The following is a 23,626-nucleotide window of genomic DNA, read 5'->3' on the forward strand; positions in this document are numbered from 1 at the left end:
AACCGGCATGTTGCACACGGCCCCATCAGAATCTGACTCAGCGTACAAACCGCGCCGCCACCTCTTCCGGTCGAAAGTCATCCAGCCACTGCTCTTTCACCAGCGGCTTATCACCTGACAGGGCCCTTCTCATGCCCGCCGCAAGGCTGGCCTCGTCATGGGCAACCACACACTCCTCCAGCTCTCCTTTCAGGATGGTGCGAATACCACCGGGGCAGTCCACGCTGAGCACCGGTGTGCCACAGGCCATGGCCTCGAATAGCACGATCCCCATGCCCTCGAAGCGCGAACTCAGCACGAAGAGGCGCGCATGGTGCATCCAAGGGTAGGGATTGCTGCGCTGACCGGCGAAGATCACGCGATCGGCGATGCCAAGCTCCTGTGACAGGACCTCGAGCCGCTCTCGTTCCTGACCGTCACCGACCAGCACCAGCGGCAGCGTAATCTCCGCAAGCGCATAGGCCTTAAGCAACAGCGCCTGATCCTTGGCCGGCACCAGCCGCGCCACGTTGACGATATAAGGCTCACTGGGCAGGTCAGGCTCGGGCGCGATCATCTGCCGGCGAATGCTCTCAAGTGGACAGGGATTGGGAATGACGTTCAGCGAGGCCGGCTCGAAGTGCCAGACGCGCATGGCCTCTCGCACGCTCTCGGCGACGCCATCGGAGACGGTCACTAGATGTCGGCGATGGTACAAGCAACGCGCAAATAGCCGACGACGCCAGTCGCACCCACCCACATGCAGGATGTTTTCCAACACATAACGCGCCCGTTCATCACGGAAGGTCCAGATGAGCTCAAAGGTGCCGACCCCACGGAAGACGATACGATCGACCCGGCCATGACGACGCTCGAAGGCCCTGAGCCATACCCGAAACACCACGCCCCCCATAATGCCAGTACCGAGGAACAAAGAGCGCTTTACCAAGGGATTCAGAAGGACCCTCGCCAGCAGTTCCAGCACCAGGCCCAACCCGGTCAGCCGACTCCACCAGCGCAGTGCCAGTTTATGCTGCTGCACTTTCGGGTGTTCCGGAGCCAGCGGCCTGTCAACCTGGCGCAGGCTGAGCAGATGACTCTCATGGCCGGCCTCAGCAAAGGCATCGGCCAGGTTCACGGCGACACGCTCCATGCCACCCATCTTCAGCGAACGAACCACCACCAGGGTACGCATCAGCTACCCCTTCGGAAGAGGACAGGAAAGACGCGCTGGCCACTTTCCACCTGCCAGCGCCAGATATGTGTCACCAAGCCGCCCAGCACCAGAGCCTGAAGGTAGGTCCCCGTCCAGAAGAAACTGTATGACTCGAACTGATTCACAACCATGTAGTAAACGAAATATGCCAAGCCGAACAGTGCCATATCACTCGGCATGGCGCCGTCACGCCACGCTTTCCATGTGCCTATCCCGACCCAGACAACGAGAGCGGACATCACGAGCAGCCCCAAAGCGCCGTAACTGACCTGAAGCTCGAGCAGAGTATTATGCAGGTGGCCAAAGTTGTTCCGGGTCTGAGGAGGCAACCACTCGGTGTGATCGATGACCAGACCACGACCCTCCTCACCCCACCCCACTACGGGACGCTCCGCGATCCAGTCGACCGATGCCCGCCAGGAAAGCAGACGATTACCGATACTGCTGAAAGGTATTTCCTTCCAGTCTCCCTCCATGGCCTGAACAATGATGGCATTTTCACGTTCCAGCCGATTTTCAATAGTACCCTTGAATGCCCACGCCGCCGAAACCACGGTGAAGCACACTAAGGCAAAGCCTATCCATGCAGATGTTTTAACACGGGTCGTCGATCTGCCAGCAAAGTGATGCAGCGCTAATGCCGCGCTAGCCACCAACAACACCGGGAGCATGCCCAGCCATACGGCCCGCGTCTGGGTTATGCCTACCCCGATTAGGCACATCCCCGTCCCAAGCGTCCAGCTCGCACGACGTAGCCATGCCAACCTGCCAGCCGTCAGGCACCGCTGTGAAAAACACAGCAGGCCGGTCAGCGCCGCGCCAAAGAACAGTGCCGTGTGCTGAGCGTTGCGGATGCCGAAGTCGACTCGCCCACCCTCAAGCCCTCGCAGCCAGGCGGCAAGGCTGTCATCAGAAATCCATACGGCGGTCAGCAAGCCCGCCACGCCAAGCACCCAGACCCACAGGGTCAACCGAGTGCTGCCGCCGAGCCACCAGGCCACACCGATAAAGAGGAACCACTTGGCCAACCGGTCGAGCTGAGGGTTATCCGTCATCCAGTCGGGATGGTGAAAATAGCCCGCGACCCAGCTGATCAGCTGCACGGCGATGGCTCCCAGCAACAGCCAGAACGGTGCCGAGGAGCGAACGCCCTTCCCCCAGACCAGAGCCGCTATAAGCCCCGTCAACGCCATCAGCGTTCCGGCCGTCTCCCCGGCTTCGGGCAGCACCAACCTGAGCGCAGCAAAAAGCATGACTCCCGCCAAACCGACCCACCACAGTGCTATGGGGGCTTTCCAAGCGGGAAAACAAGAAGAATCGAGAGAGGGGATGGGGTGTCTCACACCTGCGCCTGTAGTTGGAATTGAGATGGGGGCGCATGCTATCAGAATTGAAGGCAAAAGACGCCGGTCTTGCCCTACGGCATTGGTCTGAATCTTCGAGACATCCACGGCCCCGGCGACCTAGCTTGTGACGGCCCATCGTTTGATGGAGTTGACGTTGCGCACCCAGCCCAGCTGATGGCTGCACTATCACCTGTGCAGCTCTGGAGGGGGCACTTCAGCCGTAACCCAAAGACCCGGCACATAGCCGGGTCTTTAGATCATACCGACAACCATATCGCATTAATTTTACGATAAAAGCAGACTCTTATCAAAATACCACGACCGCTGCGTCTCAGCCGTCACCAAGTTACGCCCCTCTTGCCCCACTCAACCATGGATGCTCCGCGATCCAGTCGACCGATGCCCACCAAGATAGGAGGCGATTACCGATGCTGTTGTAGAGAATCTCCTTACAGCCTCTTTCAAAGGCCTGAAAGATGATGGCTTTTTCAAGCGCCATTAATCAACTGGGATCATCACCGGGAACCATACCCGGTGAAAATCGTCCTTAACGTCTTGAAAGCGATAAGGATATCCAACCACAGCGAGAAGTGTTTGATGTAGAAAAAATCATACTGCAGCTTGGTGATCATGCCATCCACTTCCGCCGCATAGCCCTGCTCGACCTGAGCCCAGCCGGAGATGCCCGGTCTGACCACATGGCGATACCTGAAGAAGGGGACATCGCGCTCGTACCATTCCGACAACTCCATCGACTCTGGACGGGGCCCAATGAAGCTCATCTCGCCTTTCAGCACATTGAATAACTGGGGAAGCTCATCCAGGCGATATTTGCGAATCACTTTTCCGACAGGCGTAATGCGTGGATCATCATCGCCATCAGTAAAGCCCTTGCCGCGCTGGTCGATGTACATGCTGCGAAACTTAAACACTTTGAAGGGCACACCGCGATATCCCATCCGCTGCTGCAAAAACAGCGCTGGTCCCGCGCTATCTTTCTTGATTGCCCAAGCAGTAACCAACATGATTGGGGTAAGAGCGGGAAGTAACAGCAATGCCCCTACGATATCAAAGACTCTCTTGAATCTTGCGTATATGGCCGACGGCAACAACGAGCCGAACTCGTTCTCCGAGAGATGATCGATTCGCACACGGCCGCTGATCGACTCCTGCATCTGGCGAACGTGATATACGGGAATACGACACAGGGTGCACTCCGCCAAAAACTTTTCCCACTCTGCACCCAGGCTTTCACTGCGCAGATCGGCCACGATGGCATCGTAACGCGTGCCATCCGGTTCTGGTGAACTTAGATGACGTAACTCGACACGCGGCGAGGGTTGTAACTTCAACGCCTGACCTGCCGGCACCACCGCAATCTTCAAACGCCGATAACGCCTTCCGATGAAGTAGCCAGCAAAAAACCAGATCAGTGAGGCCAGATAGCCCGTAAACAGCACCTGGCGCGTATACTCTTCCCTCGCGAAGAAGAGAATGGCAACCACCACGAGAAAGGCCAGACTGACGGTAGGCGCTATGTAGGCCGCAACCTGAACACCGGGAAAGCGCGTGAAGCGGCGCAGACACAGTACGATAGTCACGAACGCCACGCCGATAGCCACGATAGTATTGACGCGGTGATCCGGCAGCACCTGCCAGAAGCCCCATCCCCACCGCTCAAGCGACGGAAGAGCAATCACCAGCGATAGCCCTACCAGCAGCTGAAAGGGCAGTCCCAGCAGAAATTGCTCATACCATCTAGAGTGGCGACGTTCATACGGGTATGTCACATCCATGCCTTCCATCAACTCTCCGCGTCCGGCTGCATCTTACATCAGCCCCTCGTCCTTGTCGGCCCTTGCCGCGCACGGTTTGAGCCACATGGCGCAATCCGTGCCCTGCACGCTGCATGTTCTGCTGTCCGAGGTATCGATAATGGGCAGTATCAAGCTTCAAAGAACCGCTGCTCATCCGAATTTAGCTCTGCTGATAGCCTGCAGGGTTATTTCTCTGCCAATGCCAAGTATCGCGCAGCATGGCCTCTAACCCGCGCTCAGCCCGCCAGCCCAGTTCGCGCTCAGCCTTGGAGGCGTCGGCCCAGAAGGCAGCGAGGTCACCCTCGCGTCGCGGGTCGATGCGATACGGCACCCGCTGGCCGCTCACCCTCTCGAAGGTGGTGACCATCTCCAGAACCGAGACACCCTGCCCAGTGCCCAAGTTGTAGATATGCACGCCGGACTCCTCGAGGCTTGCAAGCGAGGCGACGTGTCCATCTGCTAGGTCCATCACGTGCAGATAGTCGCGTACGCAGGTGCCGTCCTCGGTGGGGTAGTCGTCACCGAAGATCGCAAGCTCCGGGCGTCGCCCCACCGCCACCTGAGCGATGAATGGCATCAGGTTATTGGGTATACCCTGAGGGTCCTCACCGATCTGCCCGGAGGGATGGGCGCCGATGGGATTGAAGTAGCGCAACAGCGCCACGGACCAGCGCGCATCGGCGCGGCACAGGTCAGTGAGCAGCTGCTCCACCATCGCCTTAGAGCTGCCGTAAGGGTTGGAGGTGCTCCCCCGCGGCATTGTCTCCATATAGGGCACCGGTGCATCCGGGCCGTAGACCGTAGCCGAGGAGCTGAACACAAGCTTGTAGACCCCCGCAGCGGCCATAGCCTGGCACAGCACCAGCGAGCCGTGAACGTTAGCGTCGTAGTAGGCCAGCGGCTGTTCCACGCTCTCGCCCACCGCCTTGAGGCCAGCGAAATGGATCACCGCCTCAATGGCATGCCCAGCGAACAGCCGATCGAGCAGCGCGCGATCGCGCACGTCGCCCTCAATGAAGCCAACCGCCTTGCCGAAGATCGTCTCCACACGATGCAAAGCCTCGCGGGAGCCATTGCAAAGGTTATCCAACACCACCACCTCGTGGCCCTCTTCCAACAGCTGCACCACGGTGTGCGAGCCGATATAGCCGGCGCCGCCGGTGACAAGAATACTCATCCTGTTTCCTTCGTCTTGCTTTTGCTCTTGGCCAAGAACTGCGGTAGCTTGGAGAGGTTCTTATACGGCAGTGCCACTAAGGGATTGATACCGTTGTTGCGCATCGCAGCAACGTCCTCCCGCGACTTTCGCAGGATCTGCTTGAGGCTGCCATTGCTGGCGCCGCCCACGCGCATCTTGACCAGCACCTCGGGCAGATAGGCGACCTTGACCTTCTCGCTGGAGAGATAACGCAGCAGCGCGTCGTAATCGCCGGCGATCCGGTAGTCCAGGTCGAAGCCACCCAGCTCCCGGTAGAGCTCACGACGCATGAAGAAAGTCGGGTGCGGCGGCATCCAGCCACGCTTGAGTTTGCCATGGCTGAAGGCGCCGGACGTCCAATGGCGGATTACTCGGTTTGTGTCGGCCGCATCCACATACTGCAGATCGCCGTAGACCGCGCCCACCTTGGGATCCTCGAAATAGGCGGCGACCTTGGCCAGAACCTCGTCTTGGGCGAAGAGGTCATCGGAGTGCAGGAACCCCAGCACCTCACCACTGGCCCGCTCGATGCCCTTATTGAGGGCATCGTAGATACCCCGGTCCGGTTCGGAGACCAGCACATCGCCCTCCCCTAGGGTCTGCCGGGCGACGGCCACGGTACCATCCTTCGAGGCCCCGTCGATCACCACATGCTCGATATGCGGCCAGCGTTGTTGCTTGAGGGAGGCGATGGCCTCGCCGATGGTCGCCTGGCTGTTGTAGCAGGCAGTGATCACGGAGATCTTCAGCGGCTCACTCATCAGCAGCGCCCATAGCGGTCGTTGAAACGCACGATATCGTCCTCGCCCAGGTAGGCCCCCGATTGCACCTCGATCAGCTCCAGAGGAATCTTGCCGGGGTTTTCCAGGGCATGAACCTGACCGATGGGGATATAGATCGACTCGTTCTCGGTGACAAGGCGGGTATCCTCGCCGATGGTGACCTTGGCCGTACCGGAGACCACCACCCAGTGCTCGGCTCGGTGGTGGTGCATCTGCACCGAGAGCTTGGCGCCGGGATTCACGGTGATGCACTTAACCTGATAGCGCTCGCCGTGATCGATGCTGTCGTAGACGCCCCAGGGGCGATAGACCTCACGGTGGCTTTCTTGCTCGCTACGTTTTTCCGCCTTGAGCCGGGCAACGATCTGCTTGACCTCTTGCACCCGGTCCTTGCAAGCCACCAACACAGCGTCCTTGGTCTCTACCACCACCAGATCCTCAACGCCTACCGTGGCCACCAGGCGATGGTCAGCATGCACCAGCAGGTTATGGCTGTCGTGGAGCATCACGTCACCATGGCAAGCATTGCCCTCGGAATCGCGCGCGCTGACCTCCCACAATGCCGACCAAGAGCCGATATCGCTCCAGCCGGCGTCCAGCGGCACCACGCTGGCATATTCAGTACGCTCCATTACCGCATAGTCGACGGACTCGGCCGGACAGGCCTTGAACGCCTCGGCATCAAGCCGCGAGAAGTCGAGATCCTCACTGGCCCCGGCCAGCGCCGCGCGGCAGGCCTTGACCATGGCCGGCTGGAAGCGCTCGAGTTCCTCCAGATAGCGCTTGGCTGAAAATAGGAACATGCCGCTGTTCCAGTAGTAGTCGCCGGTGACCAGGTAGTCTTGAGCGGTGACCCTGTCGGGCTTTTCGACGAAGCGCTTGACCCGAAAGCCAACGTCGCCCTGCTCCTCGCCTCGCTGGATATAGCCGTAGCCAGTCTCGGCATGAGTGGGCACCACACCAAAGGTCACCAATTGACCCTGCTCGGCAAGCCGACGGGCGTGAATCACGCTCTCGTGGAACTGCGCCACGTCGCGAATCAGATGATCGGCGGCCAGCACCAGCAGCAGCGCCTCGGGATCCTCTTCCGCCGCCTGCAGCGCCGCCAGAGCGATGGCCGGGGCGGTGTTACGCCCTTCCGGCTCAAGCAGGATACGCGCGTCGTTGATGCCCTGCTGGCGCACTTGCTCGGCTACCAGGAAGCGGTGCTCCTCGTTGCAGATCAACAACGTTGAGCGATGCTCAAGTGGAGCAAGACGCTTGAGCGTCTCCTGCAGCATGCTGCCTTCGCCAGTCAGCGGCAGGAACTGCTTGGGCCGCAACTGGCGCGACAGAGGCCATAGCCGCGAGCCACTGCCTCCGGCCATGATGACGGGCGTGATCATGGGAACTCCATATTTGGGTATCAGGATTGAACTGCGGGCAAGTAGGCACGCGTATTGGCGTGCACTGTTTCATCGTGAACGATGGCGTGTGGCGACCACCAGCGATAGCCGCAATGCTGCTGACGTGGCAAGGTCTCGAGTTCAGGCTCCAGCATCAGCTGATAGGCCAGCACCACATAGTGGGTAGAGTGCTCAGGGTCGAGTGTGCTGTCAGCGTAGAAGTGCTGGTAAACACCTAGGAAGCACAAGTCAGCCAGTTCGCTGGCCTGGCCCAGCTCATCCCGGGTCAAGCGCTGGGCGGCGGCTTCAAGGGTCTCGCTCTTGCGAACCCGCCCACCGGGCACGAACCAGCAGCCCTGCGCCGGGCGGTTGACCCGCTGGCCCAGCAGCCACTCTCCCTGGGGGTTAGTTACCACAAAGTCCAGCGAGACCAGGGGGGTATTCGCTACCACTTGGCGAAAAGTATCGTCGCTTAGCCAGCCCTGGCCGGTCGATGGCGTCTCACACATGGCGATCAACCGCGGAAGCGATCCTGGTTATCCAGGAACCAGCGGTAGGCGTTCTGCAGGCCATCCTCTAAGGTGATGCTAGCCTGCCAACCCAGCGCCTTGAGCCGCGAGACATCCATAAGTTTGCGCGGAGTGCCATCGGGCTTGCTAGAATCGAAGCTCAGCGCACCTTCGAACTCGGTGACCCTCTTGACCGTCTCTGCCAGTTCACGGATGGTGCAATCTACCCCGGTGCCCACGTTGATATGCGAGAGCACCGGTGAGGTATTGGCTTCATAGGTCTCCTCGTCGAGTTCCATCACATGCACGCTGGCCGCCGCCATGTCGTCCACGTGTAGGAACTCGCGCATTGGCGTGCCGCTGCCCCACACCACCACCTCGCTATTCCCCTGCCGCTTGGCCTCATGGAAGCGCCTCAGCAGTGCCGGGATCACATGGGAGTTCTCGGGGTGGAAGTTATCGTGCGGCCCATAGAGGTTGGTGGGCATCACGCTGCGATAGTCTCGGCCATACTGTCGGTTGTAGCTCTCGCAGAGTTTGATGCCGGCAATCTTGGCGATGGCGTAGGGCTCGTTGGTGGGCTCCAGGGTGCCGGTGAGCAGTGCCTCCTCGCGCATCGGCTGCTCGGCATGCTTGGGATAGATGCACGACGAGCCCAGGAACAACAGCTTGTTCACCCCTGCCTGATGGGCGGCGTGGATGAGATTCGCCTCGATCATCAAGTTCTGGTAGATAAATTCCGCGGGATAGTTGTTGTTGGCCTGAATGCCACCGACCTTAGCCGCCGCCAGGTAGACCTGATCGATGGCATTGCGTTCAAAGTAGGCCTGTACCTGGGCCTGATTGGTGAGATCCAGTTCATCACGCCCAGCGGTAAGAATGTTGCGGTAACCCACTGCTTCTAGCCGGCGCACGATAGCCGACCCCACCATGCCACGATGGCCTGCCACGAAGACGGTCTGGTCGAGATCGCGTGCCATGCTCAGCCCTCCACCGTGACCGGAATCTCATAACCATGCTCCATGAGCAGCGCATGCCGCTTGGCCACCTTGAGATCCTCAGCGACCATCTCGGCGCACATCTCCTGCACGGTGATCTCCGGCTCCCAGTCCAGCTTGGCCTTGGCCTTTGAAGGATCGCCCAGCAAGGTTTCGACCTCGGCCGGACGGAAGTAGCGAGGATCGACGCGCACTACCACATCTCCTACTTCACGCGCAGGAGCCTTGTCACCCTCGATGCGCTCAACGATGGCGACCTCATCGACTCCCTCGCCCTCGAAACGCAGCGTGATACCCAGTTCCTCGGCGCTCAGCCGGATGAAGTCACGCACCGAGATCTGCTTGCCGGTGGCGATCACGAAGTCCTCGGCTTCTTTCTGCTGAAGCATTAACCACTGCATGCGCACATAATCCTTGGCATGGCCCCAGTCGCGCAGCGCATCCATGTTGCCAATATAGAGGCACTCTTCCAGCCCTTGGGCGATGTTGGCCAAACCGCGAGTGATCTTGCGAGTCACGAAGGTCTCACCACGGCGTGGCGACTCATGATTGAACAGGATACCGTTGCAGGCATACATGCCGTAGGACTCGCGATAGTTCACGGTAATCCAATAGGCATACAGCTTAGCCGCGGCATAGGGCGAGCGCGGATAAAACGGCGTGGTTTCGCGTTGCGGTGTTTCCTGCACCTCACCGAAGAGCTCGGAAGTAGAAGCCTGATAGAACTTGGTCTTCTTCTCCAAGCCCAACAGACGAATCGCCTCAAGAATCCTCAGTGTACCGAGTGCATCCACATCGGCAGTGTACTCGGGAGACTCGAAACTCACCGCCACATGGGACTGCGCCGCCAGATTATAGATCTCGTCCGGCTGGACCTGTTGGATGATCCGTGTCAGGTTGGAAGAATCCGAAAGATCCCCATAATGCAACACAAAGTTCTGGCCCTCGACATGCGGGTCCTGGTAAATATGATCCACCCGCTGGGTATTAAACAACGACGCACGACGCTTTATACCATGAACCTCATATCCTTTTTCTAACAACAACTCAGACAAATATGACCCATCCTGCCCGGTCACACCTGTAATCAAAGCAACCTTACGATTTAACATAACCACCCACTCTCATTCCAACTAAAGAATTACCCATCAGGAAATACATAAAATACCCCAATGGCCATGTGTAGTATAAATTTGTCGTAATAGAAGCAACAAGCAAGAGAAACAAAAAAATTCTCACCTCACCCTTCGCGCAATAAAAACAAAGCAAATAAAAAAAATACCAGACAGACGCAAAAAAAACACCTCCGTACAAAACTTTAGAAAAAAAACCATTATCGATCGAATACAAAGAATCGTGGTAATTAAATAAACCGATATCTAACAACAATTCTTCATACATAGAAAGCCTTATGAACATACTTTCCAGATCCAAAGTACGAACATTGCCCCCCCCTCCCCCAGACCAGTCACCCAACAAAGTAATGCCAAAAAAAAGCAAAACAAAAAAAATCACTAAAACCAAAAAGAAGAAAATACTTCCACGTAAAGAGCGACCACAAAAAACAAATAAAACTAATGCAATAACGGACAGTACGTAAGCAGTTTTCGACCCCGTAACAAAGATACACAGAAGAGCAAGCAGCGCATAACGAAACTTAGAGTCGCTCAGAGCAATATAAAGAAACAACGAAGCTGCAACGCCAGATATATTTGGATTAACAAATATGCCGAACGGCCTATAATACTGCCCGTAATCAAATTTTGAAAAAAATCCATCTAGCCAAAAAAAATCAAGAAGAATGAAAAAGCAATTAACCAACGAGGCAAAATAAAAAAAACGCCGGAAACCAGTCCAGCTATATCGATAACCAACAATCAAAAACAAAGATGGAAGAAAAACAGTTAAAAAATCCCTACCTCCGCCCAACATAATTCGAGGGAAAGAGAAAACCAACATAAAAACAAAGAAAGCAAATAACAAGAAAACAGAGAGAAAGTTGAAACGTGCGATAGTAAATACCGCCACCAGAACAATCATGCATGCAAGAAACGAGCGCAGAAAAACAAGCCAAGTAACTTCGCCAGTATAGTGAAGAGCTGGTTCAGCATAGTAAACAACTGGATGCAAAACAAAGAAAACAACAATCGATAAAAAAACAAGTCGAAAAGGCCTTATTAATGGCCGTTTCCCATTAATGGCTGAAGAACTCAAATTCATTAGAATAACCCAATATACTTGAAGACGGCGACGGACTAGTCGAATAAAGTTTTACGCCTTTATTTTCAAAATCTTCCTTAATCAAAACCAACATATCCTGCATACTAACACCACCAGAAGAGCGACTAGTTTTATGCTGCTGATGCTCTGTACACTCATCTTTTTTCGGGGGGGCTTGATTATCAAATGAAGCTATTGCCTCAATCAGATCACTGCCATAAAAATGGGGGCCACCAAAATCTAAGCCATGTATGACAATTTCTTCAAATCCCATGTGGAAAGCTAGAAAAATCAGACCAACAGCACTACTATAAGCCTGAGGCAGAACTCCATTATCCCTCGTCATATTATCTACACAATACCTCAGGCATTTTTCACTCAAAACCCTGTAGTGCTTATCCTTTACATACACTGCTTTTTTTGAATAAAGCCCAGATATCAACCTGAGGTCATTCTTCATCTCAGACAAGTTCTTAAATACCACTAATGAGTTATCAAAAACTCTATGCCGGCACAGGCCGTAGTACAGGAGAACCATATTCTCCGCGAAAAACTCATTTTTCCCTGATGCATTTTCTACAAAATGAAGATCAGGATGGTTACACTTAAGATAAGAAAAATTGAACCCTATAACAAAATCATTATCAAGATCTATCGTTGAGTATGAGTAATTTAGACTCCACCCAGACCCCAAGATGTGGCACCGTCGCGGTAGGTCTTTATTTTTATAAGACAGAACATCCAACTCTTGCATTCCTTTAAAACGCAAAAAAAGACATCTAATGCTTTGCAAGCCTGACTCTAAATAAAGGACAAAAAACACAACCGCACGTTGAAAGAAACCAGGGGATCGATACAAAAAGCCCTTCAGACGCTCTTTAGCACTCATCAATATCTTCTCGCTTTACTACAGAATGCTTAATAACATTATTTTTCACCTTTTTACCAATAATCTTTTCGAGAAACTTAGGAGGCATACCATAACCAGGCCTAACACTTCGAACAGAATCATGATTTATCACATCACCAACATTTAAATCTTCAACAAAATACAGGGAGCGTCGAAACTTCACATTCCCCTGCTCACTGGATTTCCTGCCGTAATCCACCTTGCCTAATGCCTGCCACGCCGTCTTGGCGTCGCGGCACAGTGCGGCCAGTTCGGCAGGTTCCAAGGAGAAACTGTCGTCGGGGCCGCCGCCGTTGCGGTCGAGTGTGAAGTGCTTCTCGATCAGGCTGGCCCCCAGCGCGACACTGGTGATCGCGGTGGTGTTGTCGATAGTGTGATCGGAGAGTCCCGTCACCAGCCCGAACCGCTCGATCATATCGGGGATGGTGCGCAGGTTGTAGTCTTCCGGCGGGGCGGGATAACCACTGACGCAGTGCAGAATCGCCAGCTGCTCACAGCCAGCGCCGCGGGCGGCGTCGATGGCTTCCTGAATCTCCTCGGCGTCGGCCATGCCGGTGGAGATGATCATCGGCTTGCCAGTGCGGGCGACGTACTCGATCAATGGCAAGTCGACGGCCTCGAAGGAGGCGATCTTGTAGGCCGGGGCGTTCAGGTCTTCGAGCAGGTCGACGGCGGTGGTGTCGAACGGCGAGCTGAAGATGGTGATGCCGAGCTTACGGGCATGCTCGAAGAGCGCCTGATGCCACTCCCAAGGCGTGTGCGCCCACTCGTACAGTTCGTAGAGAGTTCGTCCTTTCCATAGCCCGTTGGTGATCTGAAAATCCGGCAAATCGCTGTTCAGGGTGATGGTATCAGGCCGATAGGTTTGCAGCTTGATGGCATCGGCACCGGCGCGCTTGGCTTCCTCGATGATCTTGAGCGCGGTTTCAAGCTGGCCGTTATGGTTAGCGGAGAGCTCGGCGATGATGTAAGGGGGTTGATCGGGGCCGATCACGCGGCCGTCGATGTTAATCTTCTTCATGGGATGACACCTTCTTGAGTTCGATGGTATAGGCATGCCTGTGCAGGCGAAAGAATGCCGGATAGCGCTGCGGATCCATGACGCGAATCGTTGGGAAAAGGTCACGCAGGGTCAAGGAGGGGTCGATCTCGCTATCCGCCGGCGTCCGCTTTCGATAGTACGTCGGGGTGAGATGCTCGGGCTGCGGCACCGGCTCGGCCCCCGCTAAAATCAGCGTCAGTGCCTCGTCCATCAGCGCCAGTTCCGTGTCGAACAGCAGGCGATGGATCTCGTCATGCAGGGCGTGGGTCGGTACCGGGAAGGTCCGCTTGGCCCAGATGGCCCCGGTGTCTACGCCATCCTCGGCCTCGAGCAGGCTGACCGTGATGGCCTCGGCGCCCTCGAGCAGGGCCCAGACATGCGGGCTCCAACCGCGGCCATACGGCAGGTCGCTGGCATGCAAGACCAAGGTGTGCCGATAGCGCGCCCGGGTGGCAGCATCGATGAGCTGGCTGCAGGAGATCAGGAATAACACCTCCCCGCCGGGGAGTTGGTCTTTGTCGCGACACAGGACGATGTCGTGTGAGTCTTGGTGCTGCGCCTGCCAACGCACCAACCAAGCGTTGACGGGATGCTCAGCGCTGGTGCACAGAAGCGTGATCTGCATCGGTCATCCGTCCCTCAGTAAATGTTCAACGAGCGCCTGCGCGCCCTGCCCTTCCGTGAGGCCGGCAGCGTGGTGCGTCATGGCATCTAGGCGTGCCGGGGCGGCGGTGATCTCCGCCATGACACGCTGCAGCCGGTCCGCCCAGATTGAGGTGGCGGTGGTGCCGACATGAATCGCCGCCTGAGCCTCGTCCAGATGGCGGGCGATCTCAACCTGATTCTCGGCCAAGGCCACCATCACAGTCGGCAGCCCCAGGCAGCAGCGCTCCCAGGAGGTGCTGCCGGCGGCACCGATGCCCAGGTCGGCCTCGGCCATGCGCCGCGCCATGTCGTCGACGTTGACCACGACCTCGGTGGGCCATGCCATCCACCGGGCCTGGGCTCGAACATCGTCTAGCCAAGGGGCGGTGGCGCCCATCACCACGGTGATCTGCAGGTCATCGGGTAAGGGACACTGGCTCACCACCTCGAGCACTCGGCCGGTGACGTTATCCTGGTCGACGCCGCCCAGGGTGATCAGCAGGCGCTCCAGGCGCGGCTGGCCCTGGCGACGCGCCAGGCTGGCTTCCCGCCAGTCGGCGAACTCGGGACGCAGCAGCGCGTAGGTGGGCCCCACCAGCACACGGCACCCTTCGGGCACCAAGTCGGCGTAGTCCACCGCCCGGCGGCCGAGGTTCTGGTCGAGCAGCAGGTCGGCGCGGTGCGCCCGGTCGGCCAGGTCGTCGATCACCAGCACTCGGCAACCTCCCGGCGTGACGATGTCTTCCCAGCGCTCGTCCAGCGCATAGTGGTCCACCACCAGCCAGTCCGGCTGCAGCGCCGCCAGGACGTGGCGGCTCTGCTCGGCATCGACGGCCCACGCCACCCCGAGCCAATCGGCATGCGCGGGGACATCCTCCGTGACCGCCGGCGAGGCGCCCTCCCCGTCGGGCTCATCGGGCAGAGACAGGCGGTGCACCCGATGGCCATGGGCGGAGATCCGCTCGATGAGATGGCCGTCATGAACGCGGCAGAGGAAATGGCAGTCGGCGCCTTGGGCGGCCAGGGCATCCGCCAGCGTCAAACAGCGCATCACATGGCCGCTGCCGATCAATCGCGAGGCATCGGCGCGAAAGGCGATGACTGGGGCGGCCGCATAGAGCTCGTTCATGCGTCTTCCGCCTGCAGGGAACGGAACAGCCACTCGGCGCGCTGCCAGTCTTCCGGGGTGTCGATATCCTGCACGCGATGGCGCGGCAGCATGGCCGGTGCGGCGCCTGGGCCCATCAGTGGGAGTGCCTGACGCCAGGCCTCGGCCCTGCCCCAGTAGAATTGGCCGGCGTCGTGAAAGGCCTCTTCGAGGTCCTGAGAACGGGTCTGGGCATGCTCGGGCTGGAACATCGCCACCCGACCCTCCGCCGTCAGCCGCAGCGCGCGCTGAATGGGAAAAGCGTAGCTGGTGACGCTGAAGACGTAGTCGGCGCCCTCGGCCTCTAGGATCGCCAGTCCGCGGCGCAGATCGTCGGCCTGCACGAAGGGCGCGGTGGCGTAGACGCAGCAGACCTGACGGGGTGTGTCGCCATGGGCCTCGAGCCAGTCGAGAGCATGGGCGATCACCGGCACGGTGCCAGTATGGTCGTCAGCCAGCGCCTCGGGGCGGCGAAACGGCACTTCGGCGCCCCACTCACGGGCGACATCGGCGATGGCGTCATCGTCGGTGGAGACGATCACCCGATCGAAACAGCCGCTGGCCAGAGCGGCCTCGATCGACCAGGCGATCATCGGCTTGCCGCAGAACGGTTTGACGTTCTTGCGCGGGATACGTTTGCTGCCGCCGCGGGCGGGAATCACTGCGACGCGATCGGCCGCCTTGGGCGAAATATCGCTCATGCGCCCTCCAGGGCCCGGGTCAGGGCAGCTACGACGTCGTCCTGCTGGGCCTCGGTCATGGTCGGATACAACGGCAGGCTGATCGCCTCGGCGTAGTAGCGCTCAGCCTCGTGGAAGTCGCCTGGCCGGAAGCCCAGCTGCTGATAGTAGGGCTGGGTGTGCACCGGAATATAGTGCAGATTAACTCCGATGCCCTGATCGCGCAGGGCCTCGAACACCTGACGATGCGTCGCGTCGAGCTCATCGCGCTTGAGACGGATCACATAGAGATGGCGCCCGGAGACACTGTCCGGATGCTGCCAAGGCGTGGTCACCAGCAGGTTCGCCATCAGTGCATCATAGCGCTCGGCCAGGGCGTTGCGACGCGCTACATAGCCATCAAGGCGCTCGAGCTGGGTAACGCCCAGCGCGGCCTGCAGCTCGGTCATGCGATAGTTGAAGCCCAGGGCGACCTGCTGGTAGTACCAGGGGCCGTCGCCCTCGTGGGTCATCAGCGCGGGATCGCGAGTCACGCCGTGACTACGCAGCATGGCCATCGCCTCGGCCAGTTGGTCATCGTTGGTCAGCGCCATTCCGCCCTCGGCGGTGGTGATGATCTTCACCGGGTGGAAGCTGAACACCGTGATATCGCTATATCGGCCACTGCCGATGTACTCGCCCTGGTACTGGCCGCCAATGGCGTGGGAGGCGTCTTCGATGATCCGGAAGCCGTAACGCTCTCCAAGGGCTTGGATCGCCTGCATGTCGCAGGGCTGGCCGCACAGGTGCACCGCCACCACCACCTTGGGCAACCGACCGGCCCGTTCGGCCTGCTCGAGCTTGGCCTCCAAGGCCCGGGGGCAGAGGTTGTAGGTACACGGGTCGATGTCCACGAAGTCGACCTTGGCGCCACAGTACAGCCCGCAATTGGCGGAGGCAACGAAGGTGATCGGCGAGGTCCACAGCCAGTCGCCCTCCCCCAGGCCCAGCGCTAGACAGGCGACATGCAGCGCCGAGGTGGCACTATTGACCGCCAGGGCATGCCGGGCGCCAACCTTGTCGGCCACGGCCTGCTCGAACCGCGGTACCATCGGGCCCTGGGTCAGGAAATCAGACTTCAGCACCGCCAGTACGGCGTCGATATCGGCCTGTTGGATGTCCTGGCGTCCGTAAGGGATCATCAGATGGCTCCGATCTTTTCCCAGTTGGCATCGATCCAGGCCGTGAGCTCACTCTCGCTCATCCATTCCTGGTTGGTATCGCTGGAGTAGACAAAGCCCTCAGGCACCTTCTTGCCATCCTTGATGCGATTGGCGTCCTGGTCCCAGCTGTTGATCGCCGGCAGGATCTTGAAGTGCTCAGGGTACTCGTAGGTGTAGTAGGCATCCTCTGCGCCGATCATCTGCTCGTGTAGCTTCTCGCCAGGACGAATGCCCACCACCTCCTGCTCGGCGTCCGGCGCCACAACTTGAGCCAGATCGGTGACCTTCATTGAGGGGATCTTCTTGACGTAGATCTCGCCACCCTCCATGTCCTCGAAGGCGTGCCACACCAGTTCCACGCCCTGCTCCAGGGAGATCATGAAGCGGGTCATGCGGCCATCGGTGATGGGTAGCACGCCCTTGTCACGGATCGACATGAAGAAAGGAATTACTGAGCCGCGAGAGCCCATGACGTTGCCGTAGCGCACCACGGAAAAGCGGGTGTCATGGCCGCCGGCATAGGAGTTGCCGGACACGAACAGCTTGTCGGAGGTTAGCTTGGTCGCCCCGTACAGGTTGATCGGGCTGCTGGCCTTGTCGGTGGAGAGCGCCACCACCTTCTTGACGCCCTTGTCGATGCACGCATCAATCAAGTTCATGGCACCTTGGACGTTGGTCTTGACGCACTCGAAGGGGTTGTACTCGGCGGTGGGCACAATCTTGGTGGCCGCCGCATGCACCACATAATCGACACCGTCCAGCGCCCGGTAGATGCGATCACGGTCGCGCACGTCACCAATAAAGAAACGCACACGCGGATCACCTTGGAACTTCTTGGCCATCTCCCACTGCTTCATCTCGTCACGCGAGAAGATGATCACCCGCTTTGGATTATAGCGCTCAAGCAGCATGGGAATAAAAGTATGGCCGAAGGACCCAGTACCGCCGGTGACGAGAATCGATGCATTATTAAACATTCATTGCTACCTATCTTCAAAGTAAGAGAGCAGATATTTCACTATCACTAAATATCTGCAATTTCTAGCGAGACTTTCCCTTCTTGGATCCATGATTGCTTTTTCTTCAGCTTTATGTAAGCCATGCTTTTGTGAACCAACATGATAACAAAAGATCCGCACAGTGCTAGTGGCACCCCGTAGACGGGGAGGATTCTTGTCATCAACGCTGCGATGGCTACGAAAACAACTAGGGATACCAAGTGGCTAATGATGATACTTCTATCTTGTGACATGGCATAAAGCCCATAATGGGGCACCATACTTAAGGCGTATAAAACAATAGCAACAAGAAGCACATACAAGAGCCCAACATGCTCCACATAAACCTCCTTGCCTATAAAAAACAATACGGGATGGATAAGCAATGCAGCAGAAATGCTCAATAGGAGAGATATGATGAGTGTTTGCCGAATCAAAACCTTCATACCACTCTTAAAAGACGTCGCATCCTTTTCCTTGAAAGCTTTTATAAGCCCCGGGTATAAAAAAACAAAAACCCCCGCATCCAAGAAGGCCGTTACCGCATTAGCCACACCGGCAAAAAGCACGTATGCAGCTAAAACATCGGCTCCTGAAAGAGCTTCAACCCAATAACGGTCAAGGGTAAACAAACCTCGAATAGCCAGAGTCGCTACGAGAAATGGCAGTGCCACTTTGACTCCGCGCCTCACCCACTGCCAATCTATTGTTTGCCACAAACAAGCCCGGTCTAGTTTAAAAATCACTAGCCCACCAACACAACATGCAGTCGCCACACCAACTCCCCATGCCGACAAGGCAAACTCGATAGAACGGACGGAGGGAAACACCCAAAACAGTACTGCAACAATAAGCGCCCATAGGCCGGAACGTAAGAAGTGCACCACACTTGCATATAATTGGCGAGACATTGCCACCAACAATCTATTCAATTCTTGTGCCAAGTGTTCCAGCACCAACAAAATAAAAAACCAAGGCGCCACTGACCAAGGAATAAAGCCAAGGAAGAAAATAAGAGCCAACAGTGGCAAGACAACTATATAAGTTACGATAAAAAAAACACTTTGATCCCGCAACAACCTTGCCCACTGATCTGGTTTTTTACCAAGCAACTCCCTTGTGCTATAAGTATAAAAGTCGAACCCCAAAGCATATGTCGCATATGCAATTGTTACCACTATCAACCCATAAAGCGCGATATCCGCTGGCTCAAGAAAATAAGCTAACAAAAAAAGCAATGCAAACTTCGCCAACAAGGTGCTACCTCGCAAACCAATATTGACAAATCGTTCAATCGGGAAACTTTTAATACCCACCCCATTCAAAATCAAAACAAAAGCTATCCGGCCAGATACTTTGTTCACAAGACTAGGTGTTTAGTCCGGCTTGTAATGGTCCATGGTACGAAACATTGTCCGAGGGGGATTCATGGCTCAAGTACTTCATCAATGTGCCAAGACCACGCACGCCATCCGAGAAGACATACAGCGATCGTTGGCCTCGGTCGCGGAGTTCAAGCAACCCGCCACAATTTTGTGAGCTTTCGCATTTCGTCGAGACAGCCACATTTCCATGAAATTGGCCCACATTCCTGCGGGCCAATTCACACAACCTACTGATTTTATTAACCATCACCGATAATGGCGGTTATCAAACACACATGGCAGCTCAGCCTTCTTCCACCAAGCTATCACGCACCGAAGCAGCAAACTGCATGATGAAAGCGCTCATCACGGCAATCATGGCGCCCAAAACGATCGCCAAGGCCATGATCAGGCTACGCCCGGTGCCGACTGGCTGCAGACCTTGAACAGCGGTCTCTACCACTCTGCCATCGCGGAGATAGGCCAGCTCATCCTCGAGATCCGCGATACGGTTGATATAGCTGGTCACAAGGTCAGATACGAGAGCGCGCGACGAACCCTGCGTGGCTTCGAGGGAGCGCCTGGCACTGGCAAGCTGGCTTTCCAGGCTGGCCCGGCGTTGCTCGAGCTGTGCGCCCTGATCGGCCTTGATCTTATCGAGCATGCTTCCATGCAAGGCTTTGACCAGCGACTCGTTTTGCGTAGTGGCTTTCGATACGAAGCGCACCAGCAGCGTATCGCTAGGATTTGACACGTCCACATCGAACGGCAGTTTTTCGAGACTATTTTCTGCGATGAGCTCCCGCGTCACGGATCCCAGGTAGAGGTTGGACACCTTGGCGACGATAGAGCCGGGCAGCTCCAATGCGGCAGGACCGTTGCTGCCGCTAGGCTTCTGTTCGGCCACCTGGTAGATCGACACGTACTCGTAGGTGCGCTCCATGGAAAGCGCGTAGGCGAGCCCTGCCAGCACAATGACCAAAAAGACGGCCGCCATCGTCTTCCAGCGACGGACCAAGATCTTGGTCAGATCGACCAGCGAGATTTCATCATCGGCAGGATGGCGGGGGGCTTGGCTATTGGGTGATTCGTTCATTGATTAAGGGCTACCTTCATCCATGGATCAGGCACGCTACCGCCCGGGGATTAACCGGGCGCATTCCCATGCCCTGAGCAACTATCTTTGGGTTGCAGGTGATGTCGATAACAGCACCCGACGGCGGTTTGGCCGCTAGGCGTTGGTGATCGACCGACCTGCAGCCTGTAAGTGGTAAATTCGAGCGGACATTCTACGTGACTCGTCGCTTTGGCTCCATCCGCAGGCTCGACTCCGCTGTGCCTGAGCTTCGAAAGCCGTATGGGCACGCGAGTAAATAAGCATCGATGCCGAACGTCAACCGGAACTTTCGTCGTTTGCCCGCCTCCTCTCACGACCTTGACCTGCAACAAGATCGAGCCGAGTGGATCGGGGTCCATAGCCTACTGCTCACTGCGGCGCCTGGTGATCGGCGCCCAGGCTCACCTCGATCTGCCGTCCCGCATCTTTCGCCCACTGTTCGATACGGGCCTTGAGGGCGAGCTGGGCGTCGCGCTCGCCATGCACCAGGCGCACATGGCGCGGCGGATGGCGCATGCGTCGAATGAAGTCGAGCAGATTCTGCTGATCGGCATGGGCGGAGTAGCCGCTGACGGTCTCGATATGGGCGCGGATATCGAGGCGCTCGCCGTCGAGGGATACCCAGCCGCCGCTTGGCCCGTAGCGCTGGATGTCACGGCCCGGCGTACCGGCGCCCTGATAGCCGATGAACACCACGGCGTGACGCGGATCATGGAGCATGCGCTTGAGGTAGTTGACCACTCGCCCGCCGGTGACCATGCCGCTGGCGGCGATCACCACCGCCGGGCGATGGGTACGGGCAAGGTAATCGACGGTCTGCTCATGCTCCTCATGGCTCTCCACGGTATAGAGATTCTCGAAGCTGAGCGGATGGCGGCCGCTGCGCAGGCGCCGATGCGCCTCGGCATCCCACCAGGGCCTGAGCTCTCGATAAATCTGAGTGAAACGCGCGGCCAGCGGGGAGTCGACGATGATCTCGAGCTCGCGCCAGCGTGGGTCGCGAGCCCCGTGGATCAGGCCCTCCAGCTCGTAGAGCAGCTCCTGGGTGCGGCCGATGCTGAAGGCCGGAATCACCACGCTGCCGGCATTCTCGAGCGCCCGGTCGATGGCGCCCTTGAGGCGCGCCCGCCGGGCAGTGCGGTTTTCGTGGTGGCGGTCACCGTAGGTGCTCTCGATCACCAGGGTGTCGGCCCGATAAGGCGATCGGGGTGCCGGCAGCAAGGGTGCATAGGGTGCGCCGAGATCGCCGGAGAACACCGTGCGGTGACTCTCACCGATCGTGCGATCGTGCGTATCGACCTCCACATAGGCCGAGCCGAGGATATGCCCGGCACGCTGCAGCTTGACGCGAATCCGGTGGCGCTGGTCGTCGATCACGGTGTGCCACTGCCGATAGTCCAGCGGCACCAGGCGCTTCTCCACCTCGGCGAGGAAGCGCTCGATCAATGCGCGATCACGGGTGAAGCCGATCTTCAGGGCATCCTCGATCACCAACGGCAGCAGCCGCGCTGAGGGCACAGAACAGAGAATCGGGCCCTCGTACCCCGCGGCCAGCAGATAGGGTAGCCGGCCGATATGATCGATATGCACGTGGGTCACCACCAGCGCCAGCACGTCGTGAAGCGGAAAGCGCACCCGGTGCTGCTCGAGGCTATCGAGATGGTCGGCGTCCTGGCCCTGAAAGAGACCGCAGTCGATCAGCAGTGCGCGATCGTCAGTGACTTGCAAGCGATGGCAGCTGCCGGTCACGCCCTCGGCGGCGCCGTGATGCAGAATTCGTGGCGAGTTTCTTAGTGATGATGACATTAGCGGCGGCCTCCCTGCCGACGATTCAGTACCGTCAGTGTAGGCCAGGCAAAGCGCACAAATGCCAGCTCGAGCCCACGATGCTCACTCGCGACGCTTGGGCTGGCTTCTCAGGGCCACGGCCAGCGCCCGCTCCCAGCGAGCATCGCGCTGCCCACAGGCGATGAAATGAGGATTTAGCAGGCTCTCCCGCCGGTTGCAGACGAGCGGCCTGAGCGTCTCGGCGTCGAGCACCTGGCCGCCGGCCGCGGTGACGATGGCCTGGGCCGCGGCGGTATCCCACTCGCGAGTGGGCGCCAGGCGCGGATAGAGATCCGCCAGGCCCTCGGCGATCAAACAAAACTTCAGCGAGCTGCCGATGGACTGGGTGTTGTGGGCCGGTAGCGCCCGACAGAAAGCCTCGAAGGCCGCCATGCCGTTTCGTCGGCTGCCCACCACCTGCCAGGGCTCGCGCCCGGGGTCCGGCAGCACCCGCACATGAATCGGCCCCTCACGATGACCCTCGCGCTTGAAAGCGCCCTGCCCGACCTGCCCCCACCAGGTGACTGCCCCTTGGCCCATCGCCGGCGCATGCACGATGCCAAGCACCGGCACGCCGTCCTCGATCAGCGCCAGGTTGAGGGTGAACTCGCCGTTGCCGGCGATGAATTCCTGCGTGCCGTCCAGGGGGTCGACCAGCCAGTAGCGCGACCAGCCTCGGCGAATGGCGAAGGGGATCTCGCCGGACTCCTCCGAGAGCACCGGAACACCAGGCGTCTCGCGCTCGATCAGCGCCAGAAGCGCATGGTGCACGACCATATCGGCCTCGGTGAGTGGGCTGTGATCCGCCTTGTGTTCGATGGCGAAGTCTCCTCGATACACCGCCATGACCTGGCGTCCGGCGTCCTCTCCCCCAGCAATCAACCGCATGAGCGTTTCATGTTCCAGCCACATTCGCGTTCTCCTCCTTAGCCGGCATACCGTTCGACCGCCCCGCCAGTTCGACACTTGCTTCGGCTCGGTTTCTGGGAAATCACCTGCTTCCCCGATCAGGACACCTGGGGTGTTCGGGCCCACTCATTCAGCTACCGCCCCTCCAGCATGACAGGGATGCATGGTCGTTACTGGATGACATACCAACACAGCGGCGTTTGGCGTACCGTCGGCAAGGCCTTGCCGCATCTAACAAGACACCTTGGGCCGAGCATCACGGACGGCCAATGAAGAGTACCGCGGCGGCGTGCGCATCGGCGATACCGGCATTGTGCTCAACAGCGCCCTATTCG

General features: G+C 57.9%; 21 protein-coding genes. All 21 read right to left on the reverse strand.

Annotation, left to right across the window (positions count from 1 at the left end):
* Window positions 1-37: 37 nt before the first annotated feature.
* Window positions 38-1,174, reverse strand: coding sequence for a glycosyltransferase (locus tag BM388_RS11200; protein ID WP_175535084.1), 1,137 nt, complete (start codon window positions 1,172-1,174; stop codon window positions 38-40).
* The gene (locus BM388_RS11205; RefSeq protein WP_089850164.1) at window positions 1,174-2,448 is read right to left on the reverse strand and encodes an O-antigen ligase family protein; all 1,275 of its coding nucleotides are present in this window, start codon (window positions 2,446-2,448) and stop codon (window positions 1,174-1,176) included. The genes BM388_RS11200 and BM388_RS11205 overlap by 1 nt, the downstream gene beginning before the upstream one ends.
* 608 nt (window positions 2,449-3,056) lie before the next feature.
* Window positions 3,057-4,346: an exopolysaccharide biosynthesis polyprenyl glycosylphosphotransferase gene (locus BM388_RS11210; RefSeq protein WP_217641061.1), complete on the reverse strand. Its 1,290-nt coding sequence runs from the start codon at window positions 4,344-4,346 to the stop codon at window positions 3,057-3,059.
* A gap of 172 nt (window positions 4,347-4,518) precedes the next feature.
* Window positions 4,519-5,535 carry a UDP-glucose 4-epimerase GalE gene (gene galE, locus BM388_RS11215; RefSeq protein ID WP_089850166.1) on the reverse strand — a complete coding sequence of 339 codons (1,017 nt, stop codon included), beginning with the start codon at window positions 5,533-5,535 and terminating at the stop codon, window positions 4,519-4,521.
* Entirely contained in the window at window positions 5,532-6,317 is a 786-nt protein-coding gene (locus BM388_RS11220) for a glycosyltransferase family 2 protein (protein ID WP_217641062.1), read from the reverse strand. Before BM388_RS11220 ends, galE begins: the two co-directional genes overlap by 4 nt.
* The gene (locus BM388_RS11225) at window positions 6,317-7,723 is read right to left on the reverse strand and encodes a mannose-1-phosphate guanylyltransferase/mannose-6-phosphate isomerase (RefSeq protein WP_089850169.1); all 1,407 of its coding nucleotides are present in this window, start codon (window positions 7,721-7,723) and stop codon (window positions 6,317-6,319) included. The genes BM388_RS11220 and BM388_RS11225 overlap by 1 nt, the downstream gene beginning before the upstream one ends.
* 20 nt (window positions 7,724-7,743) lie before the next feature.
* Window positions 7,744-8,232, reverse strand: coding sequence for a GDP-mannose mannosyl hydrolase (locus BM388_RS11230; RefSeq protein WP_089850217.1), 489 nt, complete (start codon window positions 8,230-8,232; stop codon window positions 7,744-7,746).
* A gap of 5 nt (window positions 8,233-8,237) precedes the next feature.
* Window positions 8,238-9,212: a GDP-L-fucose synthase gene (fcl, locus tag BM388_RS11235; protein ID WP_089850171.1), complete on the reverse strand. Its 975-nt coding sequence runs from the start codon at window positions 9,210-9,212 to the stop codon at window positions 8,238-8,240.
* 2 nt (window positions 9,213-9,214) lie between these two features.
* Complete coding sequence (gene gmd, locus BM388_RS11240; RefSeq protein ID WP_089850173.1) at window positions 9,215-10,342, reverse strand: GDP-mannose 4,6-dehydratase; 1,128 nt, start codon at window positions 10,340-10,342, stop codon at window positions 9,215-9,217.
* Complete coding sequence (locus BM388_RS17595) at window positions 10,329-11,450, reverse strand: hypothetical protein (protein ID WP_139233929.1); 1,122 nt, start codon at window positions 11,448-11,450, stop codon at window positions 10,329-10,331. The genes gmd and BM388_RS17595 overlap by 14 nt, the downstream gene beginning before the upstream one ends.
* A complete protein-coding gene (locus tag BM388_RS17600; protein WP_139233930.1) occupies window positions 11,425-12,339 on the reverse strand; it encodes a hypothetical protein in 915 nt (304 codons plus the stop codon). The genes BM388_RS17595 and BM388_RS17600 overlap by 26 nt, the downstream gene beginning before the upstream one ends.
* On the reverse strand, window positions 12,329-13,381 hold the full coding sequence (gene pseI / locus BM388_RS11245; protein ID WP_089850174.1) for a pseudaminic acid synthase: 1,053 nt from the start codon (window positions 13,379-13,381) through the stop codon (window positions 12,329-12,331). Before pseI ends, BM388_RS17600 begins: the two co-directional genes overlap by 11 nt.
* Entirely contained in the window at window positions 13,368-14,027 is a 660-nt protein-coding gene (locus BM388_RS11250; RefSeq protein WP_089850176.1) for a formyltransferase family protein, read from the reverse strand. The genes pseI and BM388_RS11250 overlap by 14 nt, the downstream gene beginning before the upstream one ends.
* Before the next feature lie 3 nt (window positions 14,028-14,030).
* Window positions 14,031-15,176 (reverse strand): UDP-2,4-diacetamido-2,4,6-trideoxy-beta-L-altropyranose hydrolase, encoded by a 1,146-nt coding sequence (pseG, locus tag BM388_RS11255; RefSeq protein ID WP_089850178.1) that lies wholly within the window; start codon window positions 15,174-15,176, stop codon window positions 14,031-14,033.
* Window positions 15,173-15,895 (reverse strand): pseudaminic acid cytidylyltransferase, encoded by a 723-nt coding sequence (gene pseF / locus BM388_RS11260; protein WP_089850180.1) that lies wholly within the window; start codon window positions 15,893-15,895, stop codon window positions 15,173-15,175. Before pseF ends, pseG begins: the two co-directional genes overlap by 4 nt.
* Window positions 15,892-17,055, reverse strand: a complete 1,164-nt coding sequence (gene pseC, locus BM388_RS11265; protein WP_089850181.1) for a UDP-4-amino-4,6-dideoxy-N-acetyl-beta-L-altrosamine transaminase — start codon at window positions 17,053-17,055, stop codon at window positions 15,892-15,894. Before pseC ends, pseF begins: the two co-directional genes overlap by 4 nt.
* Entirely contained in the window at window positions 17,055-18,053 is a 999-nt protein-coding gene (pseB, locus tag BM388_RS11270) for a UDP-N-acetylglucosamine 4,6-dehydratase (inverting) (protein ID WP_089850183.1), read from the reverse strand. Before pseB ends, pseC begins: the two co-directional genes overlap by 1 nt.
* Window positions 18,054-18,100: 47 nt before the next feature.
* On the reverse strand, window positions 18,101-19,438 hold the full coding sequence (locus BM388_RS11275) for a lipopolysaccharide biosynthesis protein (RefSeq protein ID WP_217641063.1): 1,338 nt from the start codon (window positions 19,436-19,438) through the stop codon (window positions 18,101-18,103).
* 304 nt (window positions 19,439-19,742) lie between these two features.
* On the reverse strand, window positions 19,743-20,534 hold the full coding sequence (locus BM388_RS11280; protein ID WP_089850185.1) for a Wzz/FepE/Etk N-terminal domain-containing protein: 792 nt from the start codon (window positions 20,532-20,534) through the stop codon (window positions 19,743-19,745).
* Window positions 20,535-20,924: 390 nt separating this feature from the next.
* A complete protein-coding gene (locus tag BM388_RS11285; protein ID WP_089850187.1) occupies window positions 20,925-22,361 on the reverse strand; it encodes an MBL fold metallo-hydrolase RNA specificity domain-containing protein in 1,437 nt (478 codons plus the stop codon).
* Window positions 22,362-22,445: 84 nt separating this feature from the next.
* Window positions 22,446-23,294 (reverse strand): 3'(2'),5'-bisphosphate nucleotidase CysQ, encoded by an 849-nt coding sequence (gene cysQ / locus BM388_RS11290; protein WP_089850188.1) that lies wholly within the window; start codon window positions 23,292-23,294, stop codon window positions 22,446-22,448.
* Window positions 23,295-23,626: the final 332 nt, after the last annotated feature.

The sequence above is a fragment of the Halomonas saccharevitans genome (genome assembly GCF_900116405.1).
GTDB lineage: Bacteria > Pseudomonadota > Gammaproteobacteria > Pseudomonadales > Halomonadaceae > Halomonas > Halomonas saccharevitans.